This window comes from Aminobacter sp. HY435 (genome assembly GCF_027568395.1).
GTDB lineage: Bacteria > Pseudomonadota > Alphaproteobacteria > Rhizobiales > Rhizobiaceae > Aminobacter.
On the sequence record NZ_JANKZL010000013.1, the window covers coordinates 66,099 to 84,084 of the forward strand.

Here is a 17,986-nt window from a genome sequence, read left to right on the forward strand (position 1 = left end):
CCGCAGCCGCATCATTCGTCTCCCACCAGATGGCAGGCCACGCGCGTTCCGCTGGCGAGCGTGCGCACTGCAGGCAGTTCGCTGGAGCACTGCGCGGTCGCAATCGGGCACCGTGGATGGAACGGGCAGCCGGACGGCGGCTTGAGCGGGCTCGGCACCTCGCCACCGGCAACCTCGCGGTCCCGGTTCGGGTTGTCGATGTTCGGGATCGTCTGCAGAAGCAGCTGCGTGTAGGGGTGGCGAGGACGCGCGAAAAGCTCCTCCGTCTCGCCGTCCTCGACGATGCGGCCGAGATACATCACCGCGATGCGGTCCGACATGTGGCGCACCACGCTCATGTCGTGGCTGATGAACAGATATGTCAGGCCGAACTCGTCCTGCAGGCGGCGCATCAGGTTGAGCACCTGGGCCTGCACCGAGACGTCGAGCGCCGATGTCGGCTCGTCGCAGACGAGGAAGCGCGGCTCGCTTGCCAGTGCGCGGGCAATGGAAATACGCTGGCGCTGCCCGCCCGAGAACTCGTGCGGGAATTTTTCGCCATCGGAGGCCGACAGGCCGACCGTCTTCAACAGCTCCACCACCCGCTCGGAAACCTCGGCTGCGGAGTTGCGTAGCTTCAGTTCGCGGATAGGTTCGGCGATGATGTTCTTCACCCGCCAGCGCGGGTTCAGCGATGCATAGGGGTCCTGGAAGATCATCTGCGCCGACAGCGGTTCGCCGTCCTTGTCCAGCGCGAAGCTGATGTCGCCGCTGTTCGGGCGGTAGAGCCCGGTCACCAGGCGGGCGACAGTGGATTTGCCGCAGCCGCTTTCGCCGACCAGGCTCAGGCAGCCGCCCCTCGGCACTTCGAAGCTGATGTCGTTGACCGCCTGCAGGTATTGGCGCGGTTTGCGCTCGACGACGCGATTGAGCCAGGGTGCCGAAACGTCGAACGTCTTGACGAGGCGGTCGACGCTGAGGGCCGAATTGGTCTGTTTGGACATGACGTTCATGCGGTGCCTCCTGCATTTATCCAGCACGCGCTCGCGCCGGAACCCGCCGGCAGCAGGTTTGGCCGCTCGCGCCGGCAACGGGGTCCGGCCTGCTTGCAGCGCGGGCCGAAGGCGCAGCCTTCGGGGATCGCATCGAGCCGCGGCATCGAGCCGTCGATCTGGTTAAGCCGCTCGACACGCGCGCCAAGCGCCGGGATCGAAGCCATCAGGCCGCGCGTGTAGGGATGTTGCGGCGCGTGCAGCACCTGCTCGACCAGCCCGATCTCGACGAGCCGGCCGGCATACATCACAGCGATCCTGTCCGCGGTTTCGGCGATCACGCCCATGTCGTGCGTCACCAGCATCACGGCGGTCTGCTTTTCCTTGCAAAGCTTGCGCAGCAGCGAGGTTATCTGCGCCTGGATCGAAACGTCGAGCGCGGTTGTCGGCTCGTCGGCGATGATCAATTTCGGCGAGGCGGCGAGTGCCAGGGCAATCACCACGCGTTGGCGCATGCCACCGGAGAACTGGTGCGGATACTGGTTGATGCGTTCTTCGGGCGAGGGAATGCCGACGTCCTTGAGCAGCGAGATGGCGCGGGCGGTGGCCTCGGCCTTGTTCATCCCGAGATGCAGGCGGATGGTCTCCGTCAACTGCGCGCCCACGGTGAACAACGGGTTGAGCGAGGTCAGCGGGTCCTGGAAGATGGCGCCGATCTCGCGGCCGCGGATCTTCTCCATCTCGCGGTCGTTGAGTTGGTCGATGCGGCGGTCGGCGAGCCAGATTTCGCCGCCGGCGATCCGGCCGGGACGTTCGAGAAGACCGAGCACCGCAAGTCCGGTCATCGACTTGCCGGCGCCCGATTCGCCAACGACGCCCAGGATTTCGCCGGGGCGTATGGAGAGGCTCACGTCGGAAAGCGCGGTCGCGATCCCCCGGCGACCCGGAAACTCCACCTTGAGGTTGCGAACCTCAAGCACTGCGTTTTCTGCTTCAGCCATTGCTGTTGACCTCGATGGGGTAGCTGGGCGGGAAGATTTCCGACACGGGCGGATTGCCCCAGCTGCGCTCGGGATACCTGGCGATCAGCCCGTCGAACTGCTGCTGCGCGCGTTGCCGGGCGGCCTTCATGTCGATGCCGGCGACCTCGCCGAAACGCATCGACAGGCGACCGTCGACAAACACGGCTTGGGTAACCTTGCCCGAACCGCCGACCACCAAAGTCGTGATCGGGTCGATCGACGGCGCCATGGCGACGTCATCGAGCCCGAACACGGCGATGTCCGCACGTGCTCCGGCTGCCAGAATGCCAAGGTCGCTCCGGCCAAGCGCCTTTGCGCCTCCGAGCGTCGCCGCGTCGAACAGGTCGGCGCAGCGCACGCGGTCCGGCGCGCGGTCGTTGATACGGCAGGCGATCAGGCCGACGAGCAGGTTCATCAGCATGTCCGGCGGCGTCGTATCCGTGCCCATGGCGATGTTGATGCCACGCTCCTTGCACTTCGAAAACGAGTTCAGCGTGCTGCCGCCACGGGCCGAAACCAGTGGGCAATGCACGATCGACACGCCGTTCCCGGCGTAGAGACCGAGGTCCTCGTCGGTGGCGTTGGTGGCGTGCGGCGCGATCAGCCGGTCATTCAGCAGGCCATTGCGCGCCAGCCAGACCGGCGCCGTGGCGTCATGCAGCTTGCGCACGGTCTCGACTTCCATGGCGCCCTGCGCCATGTGCAGGCGAATCTTGCAGTCGAGTTCCGCAGCAGCGGCCTGGGTCTGGCGCAGCAGCTCTTCCGTGCAGGTCTCGACGCGATCGGGCACCAGAAGGCCGCGCACCAGATCGCCATGGCGGCCGGTCTGGCGGCCGATGTAGTCGACAGCGTCGCGCAACCCGGCGAGGCCGCGCTTTTCGTCGAACACCGCTTCCGTGCGGCCGGGCGCCTCGAGCACCATGCCGCCGGCGCGGTAGGCCGGGCTGAGATAAACGCGAAGCCCGAGATCGCCGGCGGCGTCGGCCGCCGCGTCGAACTCGGCGACCGTCTCGCCCCACTCGCGATAGAAAAGCGAGGCGATGGGGGCGGCGGTGGTGATGCCGTTCAGCAGCAACTGGCCAAAGGCGAAGCGCTTCTGGAAGGCCAGCTCTTCCTGCGAGTACATCTCGTAGGGGCCGGCCTCGACATAGTGGCGTGGCCAGACACGGCCCTTGGCCCAGCCGGGATGATGGTCGATGCCGAGGATGGTGGTGTCGAGATCCGACAGGGCGTCGAGGTCGATCAGGCCCGGGCTGACAAGGGCGGCACCGAAATCGATGCGGCGTGCGACTTCGCCGGGGAAGCCGGCGCCGACATGGATGACCTCGCCGCCGTCGATGACGACCTCGCCGTTAGGGATCAGGCGGTGCCCGCCATCCTTGTGTGCCAGCACCCAGGCTGCGGTGATGAGCGTGCGCCCGTCGGGACGCTTGCCGAGTTCGAGTGTGTCGAGAACCTGTCTGGTCATGGCATTTCCACGGTGGCCTGGCCGTTGCGCGCGGTGACGCGACCGCCCTTGACGACAAGCGGGCGCGGCGCGACGTCGACGACCGCATGGGCAAGCGTTTCGCCGGTCAGCAGCGTGAGATCGGCGTTGCAGCCTTGGGCAAGGCCGTAGCCTTCGAGGCGCATGACATCGGCGCCGCCCTGCGAAACGATGTGCAGCACGTGCTCAAGCTCGATGTCCGAACGCAGCCCGTTCTTCATGCCGACGATCTTGGCGCGGTCGAGCATGTCCGGCTGGCCCCATGGCCCCCAGGTGTCGCGGATGCCATCGCAACCGGCGCCAACGCGCACGCCGGCCTGCTTCAGGCGCATGATCGACGGCACCGTGGCCGATGGTGCGCCGGTCGTCAGGATCGCGACGTCGAGCTCGGCGATCTGCTCGATCAGCTGGCCGACGCGCAGATAGTCGTTCATGCCGAGCGCAAAAGCGTGGCTGATGGCTACCTTGCCCTGCATGCCGTTGGCGCGGATGCGCTCGAACATCAGTTCCATGGTGAAGGCGCCGAGATCGCCCGCCTCATGCAGGTGGATGTCGATCGGGCGCTGGTGCTTGATGGCAAGCGCGAAGATGGCGTCGAGCTGACCCTTGGGGTCACGGTCGATACCGCAGGGGTCGATGCCGCCGAGAACCTCGCAGCCCTGGCCGAGCGCCTCGTCCAATAGCTCGAGCGTGCCGGGCATCACCATCAGGCCGGATTGCGGGAAGGCGACGATCTCGATGTCGATGACGCCCTTCAGCTTCTCGCGCGTCTCCATCACGCCGTCGACGATCGACAGGCCGTGCGTGGGATCGATGTCGACGTGGCTGCGGATGTGGGTCGCGCCGTGGGCGGCGAGGCCGATGGCGTGGCGCATCGACTGGCGGTGCGGGTCGATGCCGACGGTGACGCGGTTTTCGCGCTCGAAATCGATCCGCTCGCGCAGCACGGCGCGGCGGTTGTTTTCGTGCCAGGGCAAGCCCCAGGTGGTCTTGTCGAGATGGGTATGCGCGTCGATCAGTCCGGGGATGGCGATGGCGTCCTTGCCGTCTTCGACCGGCATGCCCGCTTCCGCTTCGAAATGACCGAGGCCGACAATCCGACCGTCGCGGATCAGGATGTCGCAGTTCTCGCGCCCGTAGGGGCGGACGTTGCGCAGCAACAGGTTGGTCATGGCGCTTACCTCAGTTTCGGATTGAGCACGTCGCGCAGCCAGTCGCCCAGCAGGTTGACGACGACGACGAGCAGGCACAGCTGGAGCACCGGAAACAATACAATCCACCACGAGCCGGAGAACAGGAACTGGTTGCCGATGCGGATCAGCGTTCCCAATGACGGCTGGCCGGGCGGCATGCCGATGCCGAGGAACGACAGCGTTGCCTCGGTCAGGATCGCCATGCCGAAGTTGAGCGTGGCGGCGACCAGCACCGGCGTCAGCGTGTTGGGCAGGATGTGCAGCGCCAGGATACGGCGCGAGGGTACCTTCAGCAGCCTGGCTGCCTGCACGTATTCCTTGTTGCGCTCGACGATGGTCTGGGCGCGCACCGTGCGGGCATATTGTACCCATGATGACAGCGAGATGGCCAGCACCAGCACGGCCGAGGCGCCGATCTCGCGCAAGTCGGCGGGAAGCAACTGGCGCACCACTGTTGACACCAGGATGGCGATCAGGATCGTCGGGATCGACAGTGTGATGTCGCCGATGCGCATCAGGATGTTGTCGATGAAGCCGCCGAAGAAGCCGGCGACCAGACCGGCGGTCATGCCGATCAGCAGCGACAGGGCGACCGACACGAGGCCGATGACGATGGAAATGCGCGTGCCGTAGAGGATGGCGGACAGCATGTCGCGGCCTTGCGTATCGGTGCCCAGCAAGTAGGGCCATTCGCCGCCTTCCTGCCACAGCGGCGGCAGCTCCGCCTTCCACATATCGAGCTGGGCGGCGTCATAGGGGTTCTGCGGGGCGATCAGCGGCGCCAGCACCGCCGTTGCGATAAGCAGGGCAAACACGCCCGCGGCGATCATCGCGGACTTGTTGTGGGTAAAGGACCACCAGACATCGCTGTTGCGCATGCGCTGCAAAAGGCTGGGGCGGGGCGGGGCGGCGGTTTTCGAAACGTCGGTCGTCATCGACTTGTCCCCGGGTTCAGTGTGCGGTGCGCAGGCGCGGATCGATGACCGCGTAAGCGATATCGACCAGCGTGTTCAGCGCGACAAAGATGAAGGAGATGATGCACAGGTAGGCGGCCATGACAGGGATGTCGAGGAAGGTCACGGCCTGGATGAACAGCATGCCCATGCCCGGCCACTGGAACACCGTCTCGGTGATCAGCGCAAACGCGATCAGCGAACCGACGTTCATCGCCGTCATGGTGACGACCGGCATCAGGCAGTTGCGGAGCGCATGGCGAAAGTAGACGCGCCAGCGCGGTATGCCCCGGGCTCGGGCGAACTTCACGTAGTCGGAGCGCAGCACCTCGAGCATCTCGGCGCGAACCAGGCGCATGGTCAGGGTGATCTGGTAGAGCGACAGCGCGATGGCCGGCAGGATCAGCGCCGCCCTGCCGGACGGGGTGAGCAGCCCGGTCGACCACCAGCCGATCTGGACGACGTCGCCGCGGCCGAAGGCGGGCGACCAGCCCAGGATGACCGAAAAGACAAGTATCAGCAGGATGCCGACGACGAAGCTTGGCAGCGAAACGCCGATGATCGACAGGAACTGCAGCGACTCCGTGTACCATCGCCCTCGCTTGATGGCGGTCAGCACACCCATCGGGATGCCGACCACCAGCGAGATCAGCGTCGCCACCAGCACCAACTCCAGCGTCGCCGGAAAACGCTCGCCGATCAGCGTCAGCACGTCCTGGCCGTTGCGGAACGAGATGCCGAAGTCGCCCTGCGCAGCATTGCCGACAAAGCGCGCGAATTGGGTCGCGAGGCCGTCGTTGAGGCCCAGGCGCTGGCGCAGGTCGTCACGGTCGGCCTGGGTCATCTGTTCGTTGGCGATGAGCTCGACAGGGTCGCCGGCGAAGCGGAAAATGAGAAATGCAAGCATGGCAACCGCAAGCATGACCATGATGGCATTGGCGATGCGGCTGATGATGAAGACCAGCATGTTAAGCCTCTTCAGTTGGGCAGGGCGGCGGGCGTGGCGCCGCGCAGGCGAGCCGCCAGATGCGCCGGGCGCCCGGCGCTGGCGCGGACAGCTGTTTCAGGGCAGGCGCTGCGGGCGGCAGTGCCGAACCGGAGCCGCGTCGATGGCAAGGTCTTGAACATCCTCTATCCTCCCATGTGAGGTGGCGCCTCCGTTTCTCGAAGGTCGTTATTGTCGGGCCGAAATGACTGAGGCGGTCTGCGAGGCGGCCGGTACCACGCGCCTCCTCATCACGCCTCTGTTGATCGGCCGTCCGATGGAGTTTCCACGCCAGGGCGCCCCATCCGTCATCCTGACATATTCAAAAGCCGGATCAAATTGTCAACTGCTTTGTCGACAATTTCGCCGTGCTTTGGGCGACTATTTGTGAGCGGTTGAAACGCCCGCAGCGGGAAATGACCCGCGGCGCACGTTGCGCATGGGTATTTGGGGAGGTGAAGCGTGCCGTGAAGGGAGGGCAGCGATTGCGCATTGCCGGGACCGCCGGGGATGCTTGCCAATGAACGGCGCAGACTGTGGCGCGACTGCGTCCGGACTTGACGTCCCACTGCCTTGCCGCCTTGCGCGAGGACTCAGGGCCTGAGCAGTTTCTCGTAGCGCTTGATCAGCCGGTCGCGCTTGAGCTTGGACAGGCGCTGGATCCAGAAGACGCCGTCCAGCTGGTCGATCTCGTGCTGGTGGCAGACGGCGAGGAAGCCTTCGGCCTTTTCCAGATGCGCGGTGCCGTCGAGGTCCTGGTAGGCGACTTCGACAGAGGCATGGCGCTCGATCTCGTCGGTTACGCCAGGCATCGAAACGCTGCCTTCGGTATGGCGGAGTTTCTCCTCCGAGGCTGAGACGATGTGTGGATTGACGTAGACGCGCGCGCCTTGCTGCGGCGACAGTTCGAGTACCACCAGCCGCTGCGGGATGCCGATATGCGGGGCGGTGATGCCGACGCCCGGCGCCGCGCGCATGGTGTCGAGCAGGTCGTCGGCCAGGGTGCGCAGGGCAGCGCCGAAATCGCTGACCGGGCTGGCGACGAGCTTCAGGCGAGGGTCAGGAAACCTGACGATCGGGCGAACGCTCATGTGGTTGGCCCGTCGGCAATGAAGGTGTCAGGCATCGCCTGCGGCTTTTCCTCGAGGAACGCGACCAGCGCGTAGCGCTGGGTGGTGATCAGGCCGTTCTGCTCGCCCTCGGCGGGGGTCGCCCTCGATGATCGCCTTGCGCAGCGCCTCATAGACGATATCGGCCGCCGATGCGGCTTGCCTGATATCGACGGTCTCCAGGTTCATTGCGGTCCAAACCTTGCAGGATTGCGGCAAACGGCGAAGGCTCGGTGATAGGCGTTGCGGTGGCAGGGGGCAACATGCCCAGCATTTTCTTCCCGCACAATTGCATGTTCCAGATCATATGTTGGATCCGATTCTTCTATGGGTGCCAAACTCGCAGGATCGAGGCACGATGCGGGAACCTGGCATCGTAGCGGCCGGGAACATCGCGAATTCTCGAGGAGGCGAAGGATGCGCACAAGCAAGGTGATCCACATCGTTTCGTGCCACGCCGAGGGCGAAGTCGGTGACGTCATCGTCGGCGGTGTCGCGCCACCGCCCGGCAACACTTTGTGGGAGCAGCGGCGCTTCATCGCCGAAGACAAGGCGCTGCGCAATTTCGTGCTCAACGAGCCGCGCGGTGGGGTGTTCCGCCACATCAATCTCCTGGTGCCGCCGAAGGATCCGCGCGCCGCGATGGGCTTCATCATCATGGAGCCGGAAGACACGCCGCCGATGTCGGGTTCCAATTCGATCTGTGTTTCGACCGTGCTGCTCGACAGCGGCATCGTGCCGATGCAGGAGCCGGAAACGCGCTTTGTGCTTGAGGCGCCGGGCGGTCTCGTCGACGTCGTGGCGAGCTGCCGCAATGGCAAAGCCGAGCGGATCACGGTCACCAACGTGCCGTCCTTCGCCGACAGGCTGGACGCAAAGCTCGAAGTCGAGGGCCTGGGCACGCTGGCTGTCGACACAGCCTATGGCGGCGACAGCTTCGTCATTGCGGACGCGCGGGCGCTGGGCTTTTCCGTCACGCCCGACGAGGCGCGCGAACTGGCTGAAACCGGCATCAGGATCACCCGCGCCGCCAATGAACAGCTCGGCTTCTCGCATCCCGAAAACCCCGAATGGGACCACATCTCGTTCTGCCAACTGGCACTTCCTGTAGAGGAAAAGGATGGCGTCCTGCATGGCCGCAACACCGTCGTCATCCAGCCCGCCAAGCTCGACCGCTCGCCCACCGGCACCGGTTGCTCGGCGCGCATGGCCGTGCTGCACGCACGCGGGCTGATGAAGGTCGGCCAGCGTTTCAGCGGCCATTCGATCATCGGTTCGACCTTCGATTGCCGGATCATCGGCGAGACGTCTGTCGCCGGCCGGCCGGCGATCGTTCCGGAAATCTCGGGACGCGCCTGGATCACCGGCACGCACCAGGTGATGCTCGATCCCGACGATCCCTGGCCGGCGGGCTACCGGCTCGCCGACACCTGGCCGCGCAGGCAGTAGGCTCAGGTCTCGGAGATGATGCGCGTCGGCCGCCGCTTTGATGGGGAACTGCACAATGCCTTCGCGGCAATCCGGACGCAAAGCAAATTGTCCCGGACGAGCCTGTGGTCAGGGCGTGTCAGGTTGTTTGCCATACAGCGCGACGCGGGCCTCGTCGGCGGCCTGCCTGAGCCGTCTTAGCGCACGCTCCATTGTTTCGTCGGTCATTCGGGACGCCGGGCCGAACACCGACAGGCCGGCGACCATCTTGCCGCCCCGCGCCAACAGCGGCACGGCCACCGCGCGAATACCTTCTTCGCGCTCGCCATCGTTGATCGCGTAGCCTGCCGCTCGGACATCGATCAGGCTGCGCTCCAGGGCCGTGCGGTCGGCGATGGTGTTGCGGGTAAATGACGTACGCTCCACTGTCTCCAGATACTGCCGCCTCTGGCGTTCCGGCATGAAGGCGAGCCAGGTCTTGCCATGCGCCGTACACCAGGCTTCGAGCCGGCTGCCGACGCGGATGTCGACCGACAGCTGCCGGCCGGACATGGCGCGGGCGATGCAGACCACCATATCCGCCTGGAAGGCGGTGGCCATCGAAGCCTCCTGCAGGTCGGTGGTCATCGCATTGAGAACCGGCTGCAGGATGCGCCCGAGCGGGTCGCCCGCCGCCACGCGGTCGCCGAGGTCGACGAAGGCGTAGCTCAGCCGGTAGCGGCCCTTGGATACCGCGACCAGCGCACCGACATGCTCGAGCGTGCGCAGGAAGCGATGCGCGGTGACGAAATTCAGGTCGAGTTCGCCACTGACCTCGGCCGTGGTGACGTCGTTCCGGTCGGCGCTGAACAGGCGGAGTATGTCGAAGGCCTTGACCACTGAGCCGTTCAACTGGGTGACCATCGCCGATACCTCAAAACGCCATCGAAAGCTTGACCAGTCGTTAGAAGGCTGGCAAACTTTATTCAGAAATAAGATTTTAAATATAGCAATATAGCGCCGTGCGCAAGCGAGTTGGCTGAACGATGGACACTGGTGAGGGAGTTGCAGGCGGCAGCCGGCGCATCACGGCGGGCGGTGCTCTTCTGGCGCGGCTGAAGGCGGTTGGTGTCGACTACATCTTCGCCAATTCGGGGACCGATTTCCCCCCGATCATTGAGGGGCTGGCGGAAGCGGAAGCCCGCGGCGTGGCGCTGCCGCAGGCACTAGTGATGCCGCACGAGTCCGCCTCCATGGGCATGGCGCACGGCTACTTTCTCGCGACCGGGCGCGCCCAGGCGGTGATGGCCCACACCAATGTCGGCCTCGCCAATTGCGCCATCGGTGCAATCAACGCGGCGACCGAGCATGTCCCGATGCTGCTGTTTTCGGGCCGCACGCCAACAACCGAAAAGGGGCGGCTCGGCTCGCGCACGGTTCCCATCGGCTGGGGCCAGGAGATGCGCGACCAGGCGGCGCTGGTGCGCGAGGCCTGCAAATGGGACTACGAGCTGCGCTTTCCCGAGCAGGTTGCCGAGGTGGTCGACCGCGCCATGGCGATTGCCGGCTCGGCGCCGCGCGGCCCGGTCTATGTCAGCCTGCCGCGCGAGGTGTTGTGCGAAACCTGTCCGATCGAGGGCCTGGACAAGCCATCGAGCGTTGCGCCGGCCAAGGCGGCCGCCCATCCGGACGATCTGGCGGCGGCGGCGGCGCTCCTGGCCGCTGCCCGCCATCCGGTGATCTTCGCGCAGCGCGGGGCCGGCGACGATGCAGGCTTTGCGGCCCTTGCCGCGCTGGCGCAGGAATGGGCCATCCCGGTGTGCCAATACTGGGCGGTGCAGCTGGCCATCGCGACCGATCATCCGATGTCGGCCGCACCGGATCCGCGCCCGCTGCTCGAAGAGGCCGATGCCATCCTGGTCATCGACGCGCTGGCGCCGTGGTCGCCGAACCAGCAAGAGCCGCGTGCAGACTGCACGATCGTCCATCTCGGCCAGGACCCGCTCTACTGCCGCGTCCCGGTGCGCCATTTCCGCTCCGACATCAGCATTGCCTGCGATGTCGGCGAAGGCATCGTCGCGCTGCGCGCCGCAATGGAGCCGAAACGTGCCGAATGCGCGGGAGTGATTGCTGCGCGTCGCGACAGGATCGCCGCCGCCAACGCCGGCACGCGGTCTGCGGCAATCGCCGCAGCCGAACGCGGCAACGGCGCGCCGATGAGCAAGGAGTGGGTCAGCCTGTGCCTGTCGCGCGCCATCGAAAACCGCGATGCCACCGTGCTTTCCGAGCTCGGCTGCCCATTGGCGCCGATGACGCTCAGTCGGCGCGGCAGCTGGTACCAGGAGCCGCATTCGGGCGGGCTCGGGTGGTCGTTTCCAGCCGCTCTCGGCATGCAACTCGCAGACCGGCGGCGGCTCGTCGTCGCCACAATGGGTGACGGTTCCTACATCTTCTCCAATCCCGTCGCCTGCCACCAGATATCAGAGGCGCTGGAGCTGCCACTGCTCGTCGTCATCCTCAACAATGCCGAATGGGGCGCGGTGCGCCAGTCGGTGCTCGGCATCTATCCTGACGGACACGCCGCGCGCGCCAACGCCATGCCGCTGACCGGCCTGTCGCCGATCCCGGATTTCGCCCGAATCGCCGAGGCAAGCCGAGCCTATGCGCGCACCGTCACTGATGGCGCCGATCTCGAACGGGCGCTGGACGACGCCATACGCCACATCGAAACACACCGGACACTCGCCTTGCTCGACGTCCGCGTCCGGCCCTGAACAGGCATGCCCAGCAGAGAAAGGATCAAAGATGCCCGAACTCGCCAGGAACGAATTCTGGAAAGACCTGAAGCCGATCAGCAAGGTGTTCCAGCCCGATGCGCTGCCCGAGGTCTACATGGCCGACGCCGCGACCGAGGACGAGCGCTTCTACGTGCCGTTCACCGATACGGTGTCCTCGCGCCCGCTGTGGATCTCGCCGACACAGAACAAGTGGTGCGACATCCTGATGGCCAAGGGGCCGGGGCTGGTCAACCGCCACTATCATCCGCACGAGGTGTTCGCCTACACCATCTCCGGCAAGTGGGGCTATCTCGAGCACGACTGGACCGCGACCGCCGGCGATTTCGTCTATGAAACGCCGGGCGAGGGCCACACGCTCGTCGCCTATGAGCACCCCGATCCGATGAAGGTGTTCTTCCAGGTCAAGGGGCCGCTGATCTGGCTCGACGAGACTGGCGAGCCTGACGGCTATTTCGACGTCCACAACTACATCGCCATGTGCCGCGACCACTACGACAAGGTCGGGCTCGGCCGGGGCTATATCGACAAGCTGTTCCGCTGAGCGGGGGGCTCACACGTTCATGCCGCCGTCGACCATCAGGGTGGTGCCGGTGGTGAAGCTGCTCTGCTCGGAGGCGAGATAGAGCACCGAGCGCGCGATTTCCTCGGCCGTGCCATGGCGGCCGAGCGGGATAATGCCGTTGAAGAAGGCGGCGCCGTCGACGCCGGTGGCACGGCCCAGCCCGGCCTCGACGGCGTGCTGGAAGCCGTTGTCGATCGGCCCGGGATGGATGGTGTTGACGCGGATGCGGCGCGGAGCCAGCTCCTTGGCAAGGCAGCGCATCAGCCCGATCTGGGCATGCTTGGCGGTGATGTAGGCGTAGACGCCGGGGTCGCCGCGCATGCCGGCGACGCTGGAGGTGATGACGATGCTGCCGCCGTCGCGCATCTTGGGAACTGTGTATTTGGCGGCCAGGAAGGCGCCGCGCACATGCACCGCCTGCACCGCGTCGAAGACATCCTCGGGATAGTCGCCGATGGGGGCGACGACGCCGAAATTGCCGGCGTTGGAAAACAACACGTCGACGAGGCCGAAGCGTTCCACCGCCGCCGCCACGTAGGCCTCGCTGTCTGCGGCCTTCGACACGTCGGCCACGGCAAGGGCGATCCGCTCCGTCGGCAGGTCGGTGGCTGCCTGCTCCAGTGCGTGCCGATCACGGTCGACCAGCACGACGTTGGCTCCCTCGGCAAGGAACAGGCGCGCTGCCGCGAGGCCGAGACTGCCCGCCCCCCCAGTGACGATGCAGTTCTTCTTCTCAAGCAGCGCGCCCATTCCCCACTCCCCCCTCCGGGACCATGAATGCAGTTCACATCAGATCGGATAATGCAACGGACCGTCCTGGATGGTGATCCAGCGCAGCTCTGTGAACTCGGCGATGCCGGCCTTGCCGCCGAAACGGCCGTAGCCGGAATCCTTGACGCCGCCGAACGGCATCTGCGCCTCGTCGTGAACAGTCGGTCCGTTGATGTGGCAGATGCCGGATTCGATGCGCCGGGCCACTGCCATGGCGCGGTTGATGTCGCGGCTGAACACGGCGGATGACAGCCCGTATTCGGTGTCGTTGGCGACCCTGACGGCCTCGTCGACGCTGCCGACCCGCACCACCGTCACCACCGGGCCGAAACTCTCCTCGCCATAGATGCGCATTGCGGGCGTCACCCGGTCGAGTAACGTCGCCTGGACGATAGTGCGGTCGATGCCGCCGCCGGCTGCAAGCACCGCGCCCTTGGCCACGGCGTCGCGGACGAGCTGGTCGATGCGGTTGGCCGCGCCGATGTCGACGACCGAACCGAGCGGCGTGTTGCCGTTGCGGGGATCGCCGGCTTCGAGCGTGCGCGCCTTGGCGGCGAGGGCGGTGACGAATTCGTCGGCGATCTTCTCGTCGACGACGATGCGCTCGGTCGACATGCAGATCTGGCCCTGGTTCATGTAGGCGCCGAAGGCGGCGGCGGCGACTGCCTGTTCGATGTCGGCGTCGTCCAGCACGATGAACGGCGCCTTGCCGCCGAGTTCCAGCAGCACAGGCTTGAGGTATCGGCCGGCGGTCTCGGCGATGACCCGGCCGACGCGGGTCGAGCCGGTGAAGTTGACGCGGCGCACGGCGGGATGTGCAATCAGCGACTCGACGATTTCGGGCGCATCGTCGGGCGCATTGGAAACCGCGTTCAGCACACCCGCCGGGAGCCCGGCCTCATGCAGCGCATCGACGATCAGCCGATGTGTGCGCGGGCAGATTTCGGAGGTCTTCATCACCACCGTATTGCCGCAGGCGAGCGGGGTGGCAAGCGAGCGCACGCCGAGGATGACGGGCGCGTTCCACGGCGCGATCGACAGCACCACGCCGGCCGCCTGGCGGATGCCCATGGCGAGGCTGCCCGGACGGTTTGACGGAATGATCTCACCCGCGATCTGGGTCGTCAGCGAGGCCGCCTCGCGCAGCATGTCGGCGGCGAGGCCGACATTGAACATCGCCCATCCGGCGGTGGCGCCGGTTTCGGCGGCCATGGCGGCGACGAATTCGGGCGCCTTGGCCTGCAGGCGCTCTGCTGCAGCCAGCAGGATCTTGCGGCGCGCGCCCGGACCGGTTGCCGACCATGCCGGAAAGGCCTTGGCGGCGGCATTGGCGGCGCGCCGCGCGTCCTCGACGGTCGCCGCGGCGACCACGGTCGCGGTTTCGCCCGAAATCGGGTTGGCGCGTTCGAAGGTACGACCGTCAGAGGCGCCCTGGTCCTCGTTGGCAATTGAAAGTCCCAGCACTTCCATCTCAGGTCCTCACCTATTCTGCATTTCGGAGTTCTTTCCGAGGAACGCGCGCTGCACGGCCTCGTCTTCGAGCAGCGCTTGCGCGCTGTTTTCGCCAACGATCCGGCCCGCTTCCATCAGGTAGCCGCGGTCGGCGATGCCGAGGCTGACCTTGACGTTCTGCTCGACGATGACCAGCCCGACGCCGGTTTGCTGGACACGGCGCAACGTAGCGAACAGCTCGGTCACCACGACGGGAGCCAGGCCCAGGCTCGGCTCGTCCAGCATCAGGAAATCGGGGTTCGACATCAGCGCGCGGCCAATCGCCACCATCTGTTGCTCGCCCCCCGACATCGTGTTGGCGTATTGCCCCCGCCGCTGCGCCAGTTTTGGAAACAGCTCGTAGACAAAGGCGCGGCGCCTCGTTTCCTCCCCCCTGGCGCGCGGCGCATAGGCGCCGAGCAGAAGGTTCTCCTCGACCGTCAGGTCGCCGAAGATACCGCGCCCTTCCGGAACCAGCGCGATGCCGACTTCGACGACCTCATGGGCGGGACGGCCGAGCAGTTGCTTGCCGTCGAGCGCGACGGACGATCCGGCATCCGGGCTTACCATTCCGGCCACGGCCTTCAGCAGCGACGACTTGCCGGCGCCGTTGGCTCCGAGGATGACGATGGTTTCGCCCTTGGCCGCGCGCACGGAAATGCTGTCGAGGGCCAGGTGCTGGCCGTAGTGCAGGCAGAGATTGGCGACCTCAAGCATGGTCCGCTCCGAGATAGGCGCGCACCACTTCCCGGTCGGCGAGCACGTCCGAGGTCGCGCCGTCGGCAATCGTGCGACCGGCGTTCATCACCACGCAGCGGCCGCACAGCGCGCGCACGGCGTCCATGACGTGTTCGACCAGGAGAACGGTCACGCCGCGCTCGGCGAGCGAGCCGACGAGGTCGATACCGATGCGCAATTCCGTAGGGTTCAACCCGGCCAGCCACTCGTCGAGCAGCAGAAGCTCCGGTTCGGCGGCCAGCGCCCGCGCCAGCTCCATCCGCTTCTGGTCGATATAGGTCAGTTGCTCCGCCGTTTCGTCGGCGCGGCCGGCCAGCCCGACCTGCTCGAGACGCTTCATCGCTTCCTGACGCGCGGCCTCGCCCCACAGCCGGCGACGCCCGAAGGCAAGGGCGGCGACGACGTTTTCGACAACGCTGAGCGAAGGCAGGATACGCACCAGCTGGAACGTCCGCGCCACACCCTTCAGCGCGATGCGGTTGGCCGGAAGGCCGGTCAGTGGCTCGCCGCGCAGGCTGATTTTGCCCTGGCTCGCCGGCAGCAGGCCGGAGACCATGTTCAGCACGGTGGTCTTGCCCGAGCCGTTGGGGCCGAGCAGGCCGACGACCTCGCCCTCAGCGATCTTGAACGACACGCCGTCCACGGCCGTCAGCCCGCCGAAGCGTTTGGTCAGGCCGGAGAGCTCGAGAAGCGCGGTCATGGCGCAGCCTCCGCGCTCTTGCCTTTCCACTGCTTCTCGGCGAAGGCCACAATGCCCTTCGGCAGCACGAAGACGATGGCGATGAACAGCAGCCCGAGGATGATCGAGTAGTGGTTGGGGAAGTTGGCCGACAGCCATTCGAACAGCAGGAACAGCGGCACCGCCCCGAGCAGCGGTCCCCATAGCCGATTTGCCCCGCCGAGCAGCGCCATGATCAGCGTCAGGAACGAGATCGTCGGATTGAACACGATCGCCGGCTCGACATAGGTCCAGCGCGGCGCCTGGATGGCGCCGACCAGGGTGATGATGACGGCGCTTGCCGCAAACAGCGCGAGCTTCACCCTGGCGATGTCGATGCCGCAATGGGCTGCCACCACCTCGTCGTCGCCGATCACCCTCAGCGCCAGGCCGATACGGCTGCGCCCGATCCACCAGGCGAGCAAGATCGTCGTCGCGCCAAGCGCCAGCAGCTGCCAGTAGATATCCTCCGATCCGAGATCGAGGAAGATGTAGCGGCCGAGCGTGCCGGTGACATTGACCTCGTACCACGTCACCAGCTGGCGGATGAGTTCTGCCAGGCCGAAGGTGAAGATGACGAAATAGACGCCGGCGAGACGCAAGGTGGACAGGCCGACGACCAGCGCCACGACCAGCCCGATCAGCGCCGCGACCAGCAGCACGAGCGGATAGGGCAGCGTCTCGCTGAGCACGGCGACCGTGTAGGCGCCGATGCCGAAGAACGCCACCGTGGCGAGCGAGACATACCGCGTCGGCCCCGAAAATAGCGCCCAGGCGGTCGCAAGCGTGACGTAGCCGGCGATGCCGATCATCAAGCCGAGGCCGTAGGCGTCGAGGTAGACGGGGGCCAGTGCCAGCGCCGCGAGCGTGGCAAGCGCCGCCGCCCAGCCGGCAAGGTCTCTTGCGGTCATCGCGACGCCCTCCCGAACAGGCCGGACGGGCGCCACAGCAGGATGGCGAGGAATATCAGGTATGTGGCAGCCAAGGTCAGTCCCGGATCGAGATAGGTGGCGACGAAGGTCTCGACGAGGCCGAGGATGAGGCCGGCGCTGAGCGCGCCGAGCACGTTGCCGACACCGCCCATGATGACAACGATCAGCGCCTTCATGGTGAAGACCACGCCGGAGGCGGCGGTGAATGTCTGGTACATCGAGATCGCCACGCCGCCAGCGGCGGCCAGCGCGCTGCCGAGCGCGAAGGCGAAGCGGGCCTGGCGGTTGACGTCGATGCCGACCAGCGAGGCGGCGGCCGGGGACACGCCGACGGCGCGCAGCGCGGTGCCCCACCGGGTGCGGGTGAGCGCAAGATAGAGCCCGCCGCCGATCAGCACGGCAAGGGCGAAGGCGAGGAGCCTGTTGGCGGCGATGTTGGTCCCGAGGATCGTCACCGGCACGTTAAGATAGGTGTAGCTGGTGTAATTGGCGCCAAAAATGACGAAAAGCGTGCCCTGAATGACGAAAAGCAGGCCGAAAGTCGCGAGAATCGAATCGATTTCCAGGCTCGCCTTGTCCTTGGCGCGCGCCACCAGCGGCCGCATCATCAGTGAATAGACGACATAACCGAAGGCGAAGCCGGCGGGCACGGCGATCGCCAGCCCGACGACGGGATTGATGCCCGCTCCGCTGTAGAGCGCGAAGGCGAGGAAGGAGGCAGTGACGATGGTGTCGCCAAAGGCCAGGTTCATGATGCGCGCGATGCCGTATTGCAGGGTCAATCCCATGGCGACGAGCGCGTATGTACCCCCGAGCACGAGCCCGGTGAGAATGGCTGTTACCAGCATCG

The 17,986-nt window shown here is 66.0% G+C and carries 19 protein-coding genes; 3 read left to right on the forward strand and 16 right to left on the reverse strand.

Features of this window, described 5'->3' with window-relative positions:
• Nucleotides 1–11: 11 nt before the first annotated feature.
• The 9 genes from PCJ21_RS19150 to PCJ21_RS19190 all read right to left on the reverse strand — a co-directional run bounded on the left by PCJ21_RS19150 (nt 12) and on the right by PCJ21_RS19190 (nt 7,853).
• Nucleotides 12–992, reverse strand: coding sequence for an ABC transporter ATP-binding protein (locus tag PCJ21_RS19150; RefSeq protein WP_269933033.1), 981 nt, complete (start codon nt 990–992; stop codon nt 12–14).
• Nucleotides 989–1,972 (reverse strand): ABC transporter ATP-binding protein, encoded by a 984-nt coding sequence (locus PCJ21_RS19155; RefSeq protein ID WP_269933034.1) that lies wholly within the window; start codon nt 1,970–1,972, stop codon nt 989–991. Before PCJ21_RS19155 ends, PCJ21_RS19150 begins: the two co-directional genes overlap by 4 nt.
• Nucleotides 1,965–3,461: an amidohydrolase family protein gene (locus tag PCJ21_RS19160; RefSeq protein ID WP_269933035.1), complete on the reverse strand. Its 1,497-nt coding sequence runs from the start codon at nt 3,459–3,461 to the stop codon at nt 1,965–1,967. The genes PCJ21_RS19155 and PCJ21_RS19160 overlap by 8 nt, the downstream gene beginning before the upstream one ends.
• A complete protein-coding gene (locus tag PCJ21_RS19165) occupies nt 3,458–4,651 on the reverse strand; it encodes an amidohydrolase family protein (protein WP_269933036.1) in 1,194 nt (397 codons plus the stop codon). Before PCJ21_RS19165 ends, PCJ21_RS19160 begins: the two co-directional genes overlap by 4 nt.
• A gap of 5 nt (nt 4,652–4,656) precedes the next feature.
• Nucleotides 4,657–5,607: an ABC transporter permease gene (locus PCJ21_RS19170; RefSeq protein ID WP_269933037.1), complete on the reverse strand. Its 951-nt coding sequence runs from the start codon at nt 5,605–5,607 to the stop codon at nt 4,657–4,659.
• 16 nt (nt 5,608–5,623) lie between these two features.
• A complete protein-coding gene (locus tag PCJ21_RS19175; protein ID WP_269933038.1) occupies nt 5,624–6,592 on the reverse strand; it encodes an ABC transporter permease in 969 nt (322 codons plus the stop codon).
• Between the two features lie 11 nt (nt 6,593–6,603).
• Complete coding sequence (locus PCJ21_RS19180; protein WP_269933039.1) at nt 6,604–6,753, reverse strand: hypothetical protein; 150 nt, start codon at nt 6,751–6,753, stop codon at nt 6,604–6,606.
• A gap of 450 nt (nt 6,754–7,203) precedes the next feature.
• Nucleotides 7,204–7,701 carry a peptide deformylase gene (locus tag PCJ21_RS19185; RefSeq protein WP_269933040.1) on the reverse strand — a complete coding sequence of 166 codons (498 nt, stop codon included), beginning with the start codon at nt 7,699–7,701 and terminating at the stop codon, nt 7,204–7,206.
• Complete coding sequence (locus PCJ21_RS19190; RefSeq protein WP_269933041.1) at nt 7,698–7,853, reverse strand: hypothetical protein; 156 nt, start codon at nt 7,851–7,853, stop codon at nt 7,698–7,700. Before PCJ21_RS19190 ends, PCJ21_RS19185 begins: the two co-directional genes overlap by 4 nt.
• A gap of 283 nt (nt 7,854–8,136) precedes the next feature.
• Here PCJ21_RS19190 and PCJ21_RS19195 point away from each other — a divergent pair, with 283 nt between their 5' ends.
• Nucleotides 8,137–9,168: a trans-3-hydroxy-L-proline dehydratase gene (locus PCJ21_RS19195; RefSeq protein ID WP_269933042.1), complete on the forward strand. Its 1,032-nt coding sequence runs from the start codon at nt 8,137–8,139 to the stop codon at nt 9,166–9,168.
• 108 nt (nt 9,169–9,276) lie between these two features.
• On the opposite strand, the gene PCJ21_RS19200 is transcribed toward PCJ21_RS19195, so the two are convergent.
• Nucleotides 9,277–10,050 carry an IclR family transcriptional regulator gene (locus PCJ21_RS19200; RefSeq protein WP_269933043.1) on the reverse strand — a complete coding sequence of 258 codons (774 nt, stop codon included), beginning with the start codon at nt 10,048–10,050 and terminating at the stop codon, nt 9,277–9,279.
• A gap of 122 nt (nt 10,051–10,172) precedes the next feature.
• Between PCJ21_RS19200 and PCJ21_RS19205 the strand changes: the two genes are divergently transcribed.
• On the forward strand, nt 10,173–11,900 hold the full coding sequence (locus PCJ21_RS19205) for a thiamine pyrophosphate-requiring protein (protein WP_269933044.1): 1,728 nt from the start codon (nt 10,173–10,175) through the stop codon (nt 11,898–11,900).
• 31 nt (nt 11,901–11,931) lie between these two features.
• Complete coding sequence (locus PCJ21_RS19210) at nt 11,932–12,465, forward strand: 2,4'-dihydroxyacetophenone dioxygenase family protein (RefSeq protein ID WP_269933045.1); 534 nt, start codon at nt 11,932–11,934, stop codon at nt 12,463–12,465.
• Between the two features lie 9 nt (nt 12,466–12,474).
• Here the strand turns inward: PCJ21_RS19210 and PCJ21_RS19215 are convergent, their stop codons facing one another.
• Genes PCJ21_RS19215 through PCJ21_RS19240 form a run of 6 tightly spaced genes read right to left on the reverse strand, consistent with a single transcriptional unit; the run spans nt 12,475 to nt 17,984 of the window.
• On the reverse strand, nt 12,475–13,236 hold the full coding sequence (locus PCJ21_RS19215) for an SDR family NAD(P)-dependent oxidoreductase (RefSeq protein WP_269933046.1): 762 nt from the start codon (nt 13,234–13,236) through the stop codon (nt 12,475–12,477).
• A gap of 39 nt (nt 13,237–13,275) precedes the next feature.
• The gene (locus tag PCJ21_RS19220) at nt 13,276–14,727 is read right to left on the reverse strand and encodes an aldehyde dehydrogenase (protein WP_269933047.1); all 1,452 of its coding nucleotides are present in this window, start codon (nt 14,725–14,727) and stop codon (nt 13,276–13,278) included.
• Between the two features lie 9 nt (nt 14,728–14,736).
• The gene (locus PCJ21_RS19225) at nt 14,737–15,465 is read right to left on the reverse strand and encodes an ABC transporter ATP-binding protein (protein WP_269933048.1); all 729 of its coding nucleotides are present in this window, start codon (nt 15,463–15,465) and stop codon (nt 14,737–14,739) included.
• On the reverse strand, nt 15,458–16,186 hold the full coding sequence (locus PCJ21_RS19230) for an ABC transporter ATP-binding protein (RefSeq protein ID WP_269933049.1): 729 nt from the start codon (nt 16,184–16,186) through the stop codon (nt 15,458–15,460). Before PCJ21_RS19230 ends, PCJ21_RS19225 begins: the two co-directional genes overlap by 8 nt.
• A complete protein-coding gene (locus PCJ21_RS19235; RefSeq protein ID WP_269933050.1) occupies nt 16,183–17,115 on the reverse strand; it encodes a branched-chain amino acid ABC transporter permease in 933 nt (310 codons plus the stop codon). The genes PCJ21_RS19230 and PCJ21_RS19235 overlap by 4 nt, the downstream gene beginning before the upstream one ends.
• Entirely contained in the window at nt 17,112–17,984 is an 873-nt protein-coding gene (locus PCJ21_RS19240) for a branched-chain amino acid ABC transporter permease (protein WP_269933051.1), read from the reverse strand. The genes PCJ21_RS19235 and PCJ21_RS19240 overlap by 4 nt, the downstream gene beginning before the upstream one ends.
• Between the last annotated feature and the right edge of the window lie 2 nt (nt 17,985–17,986).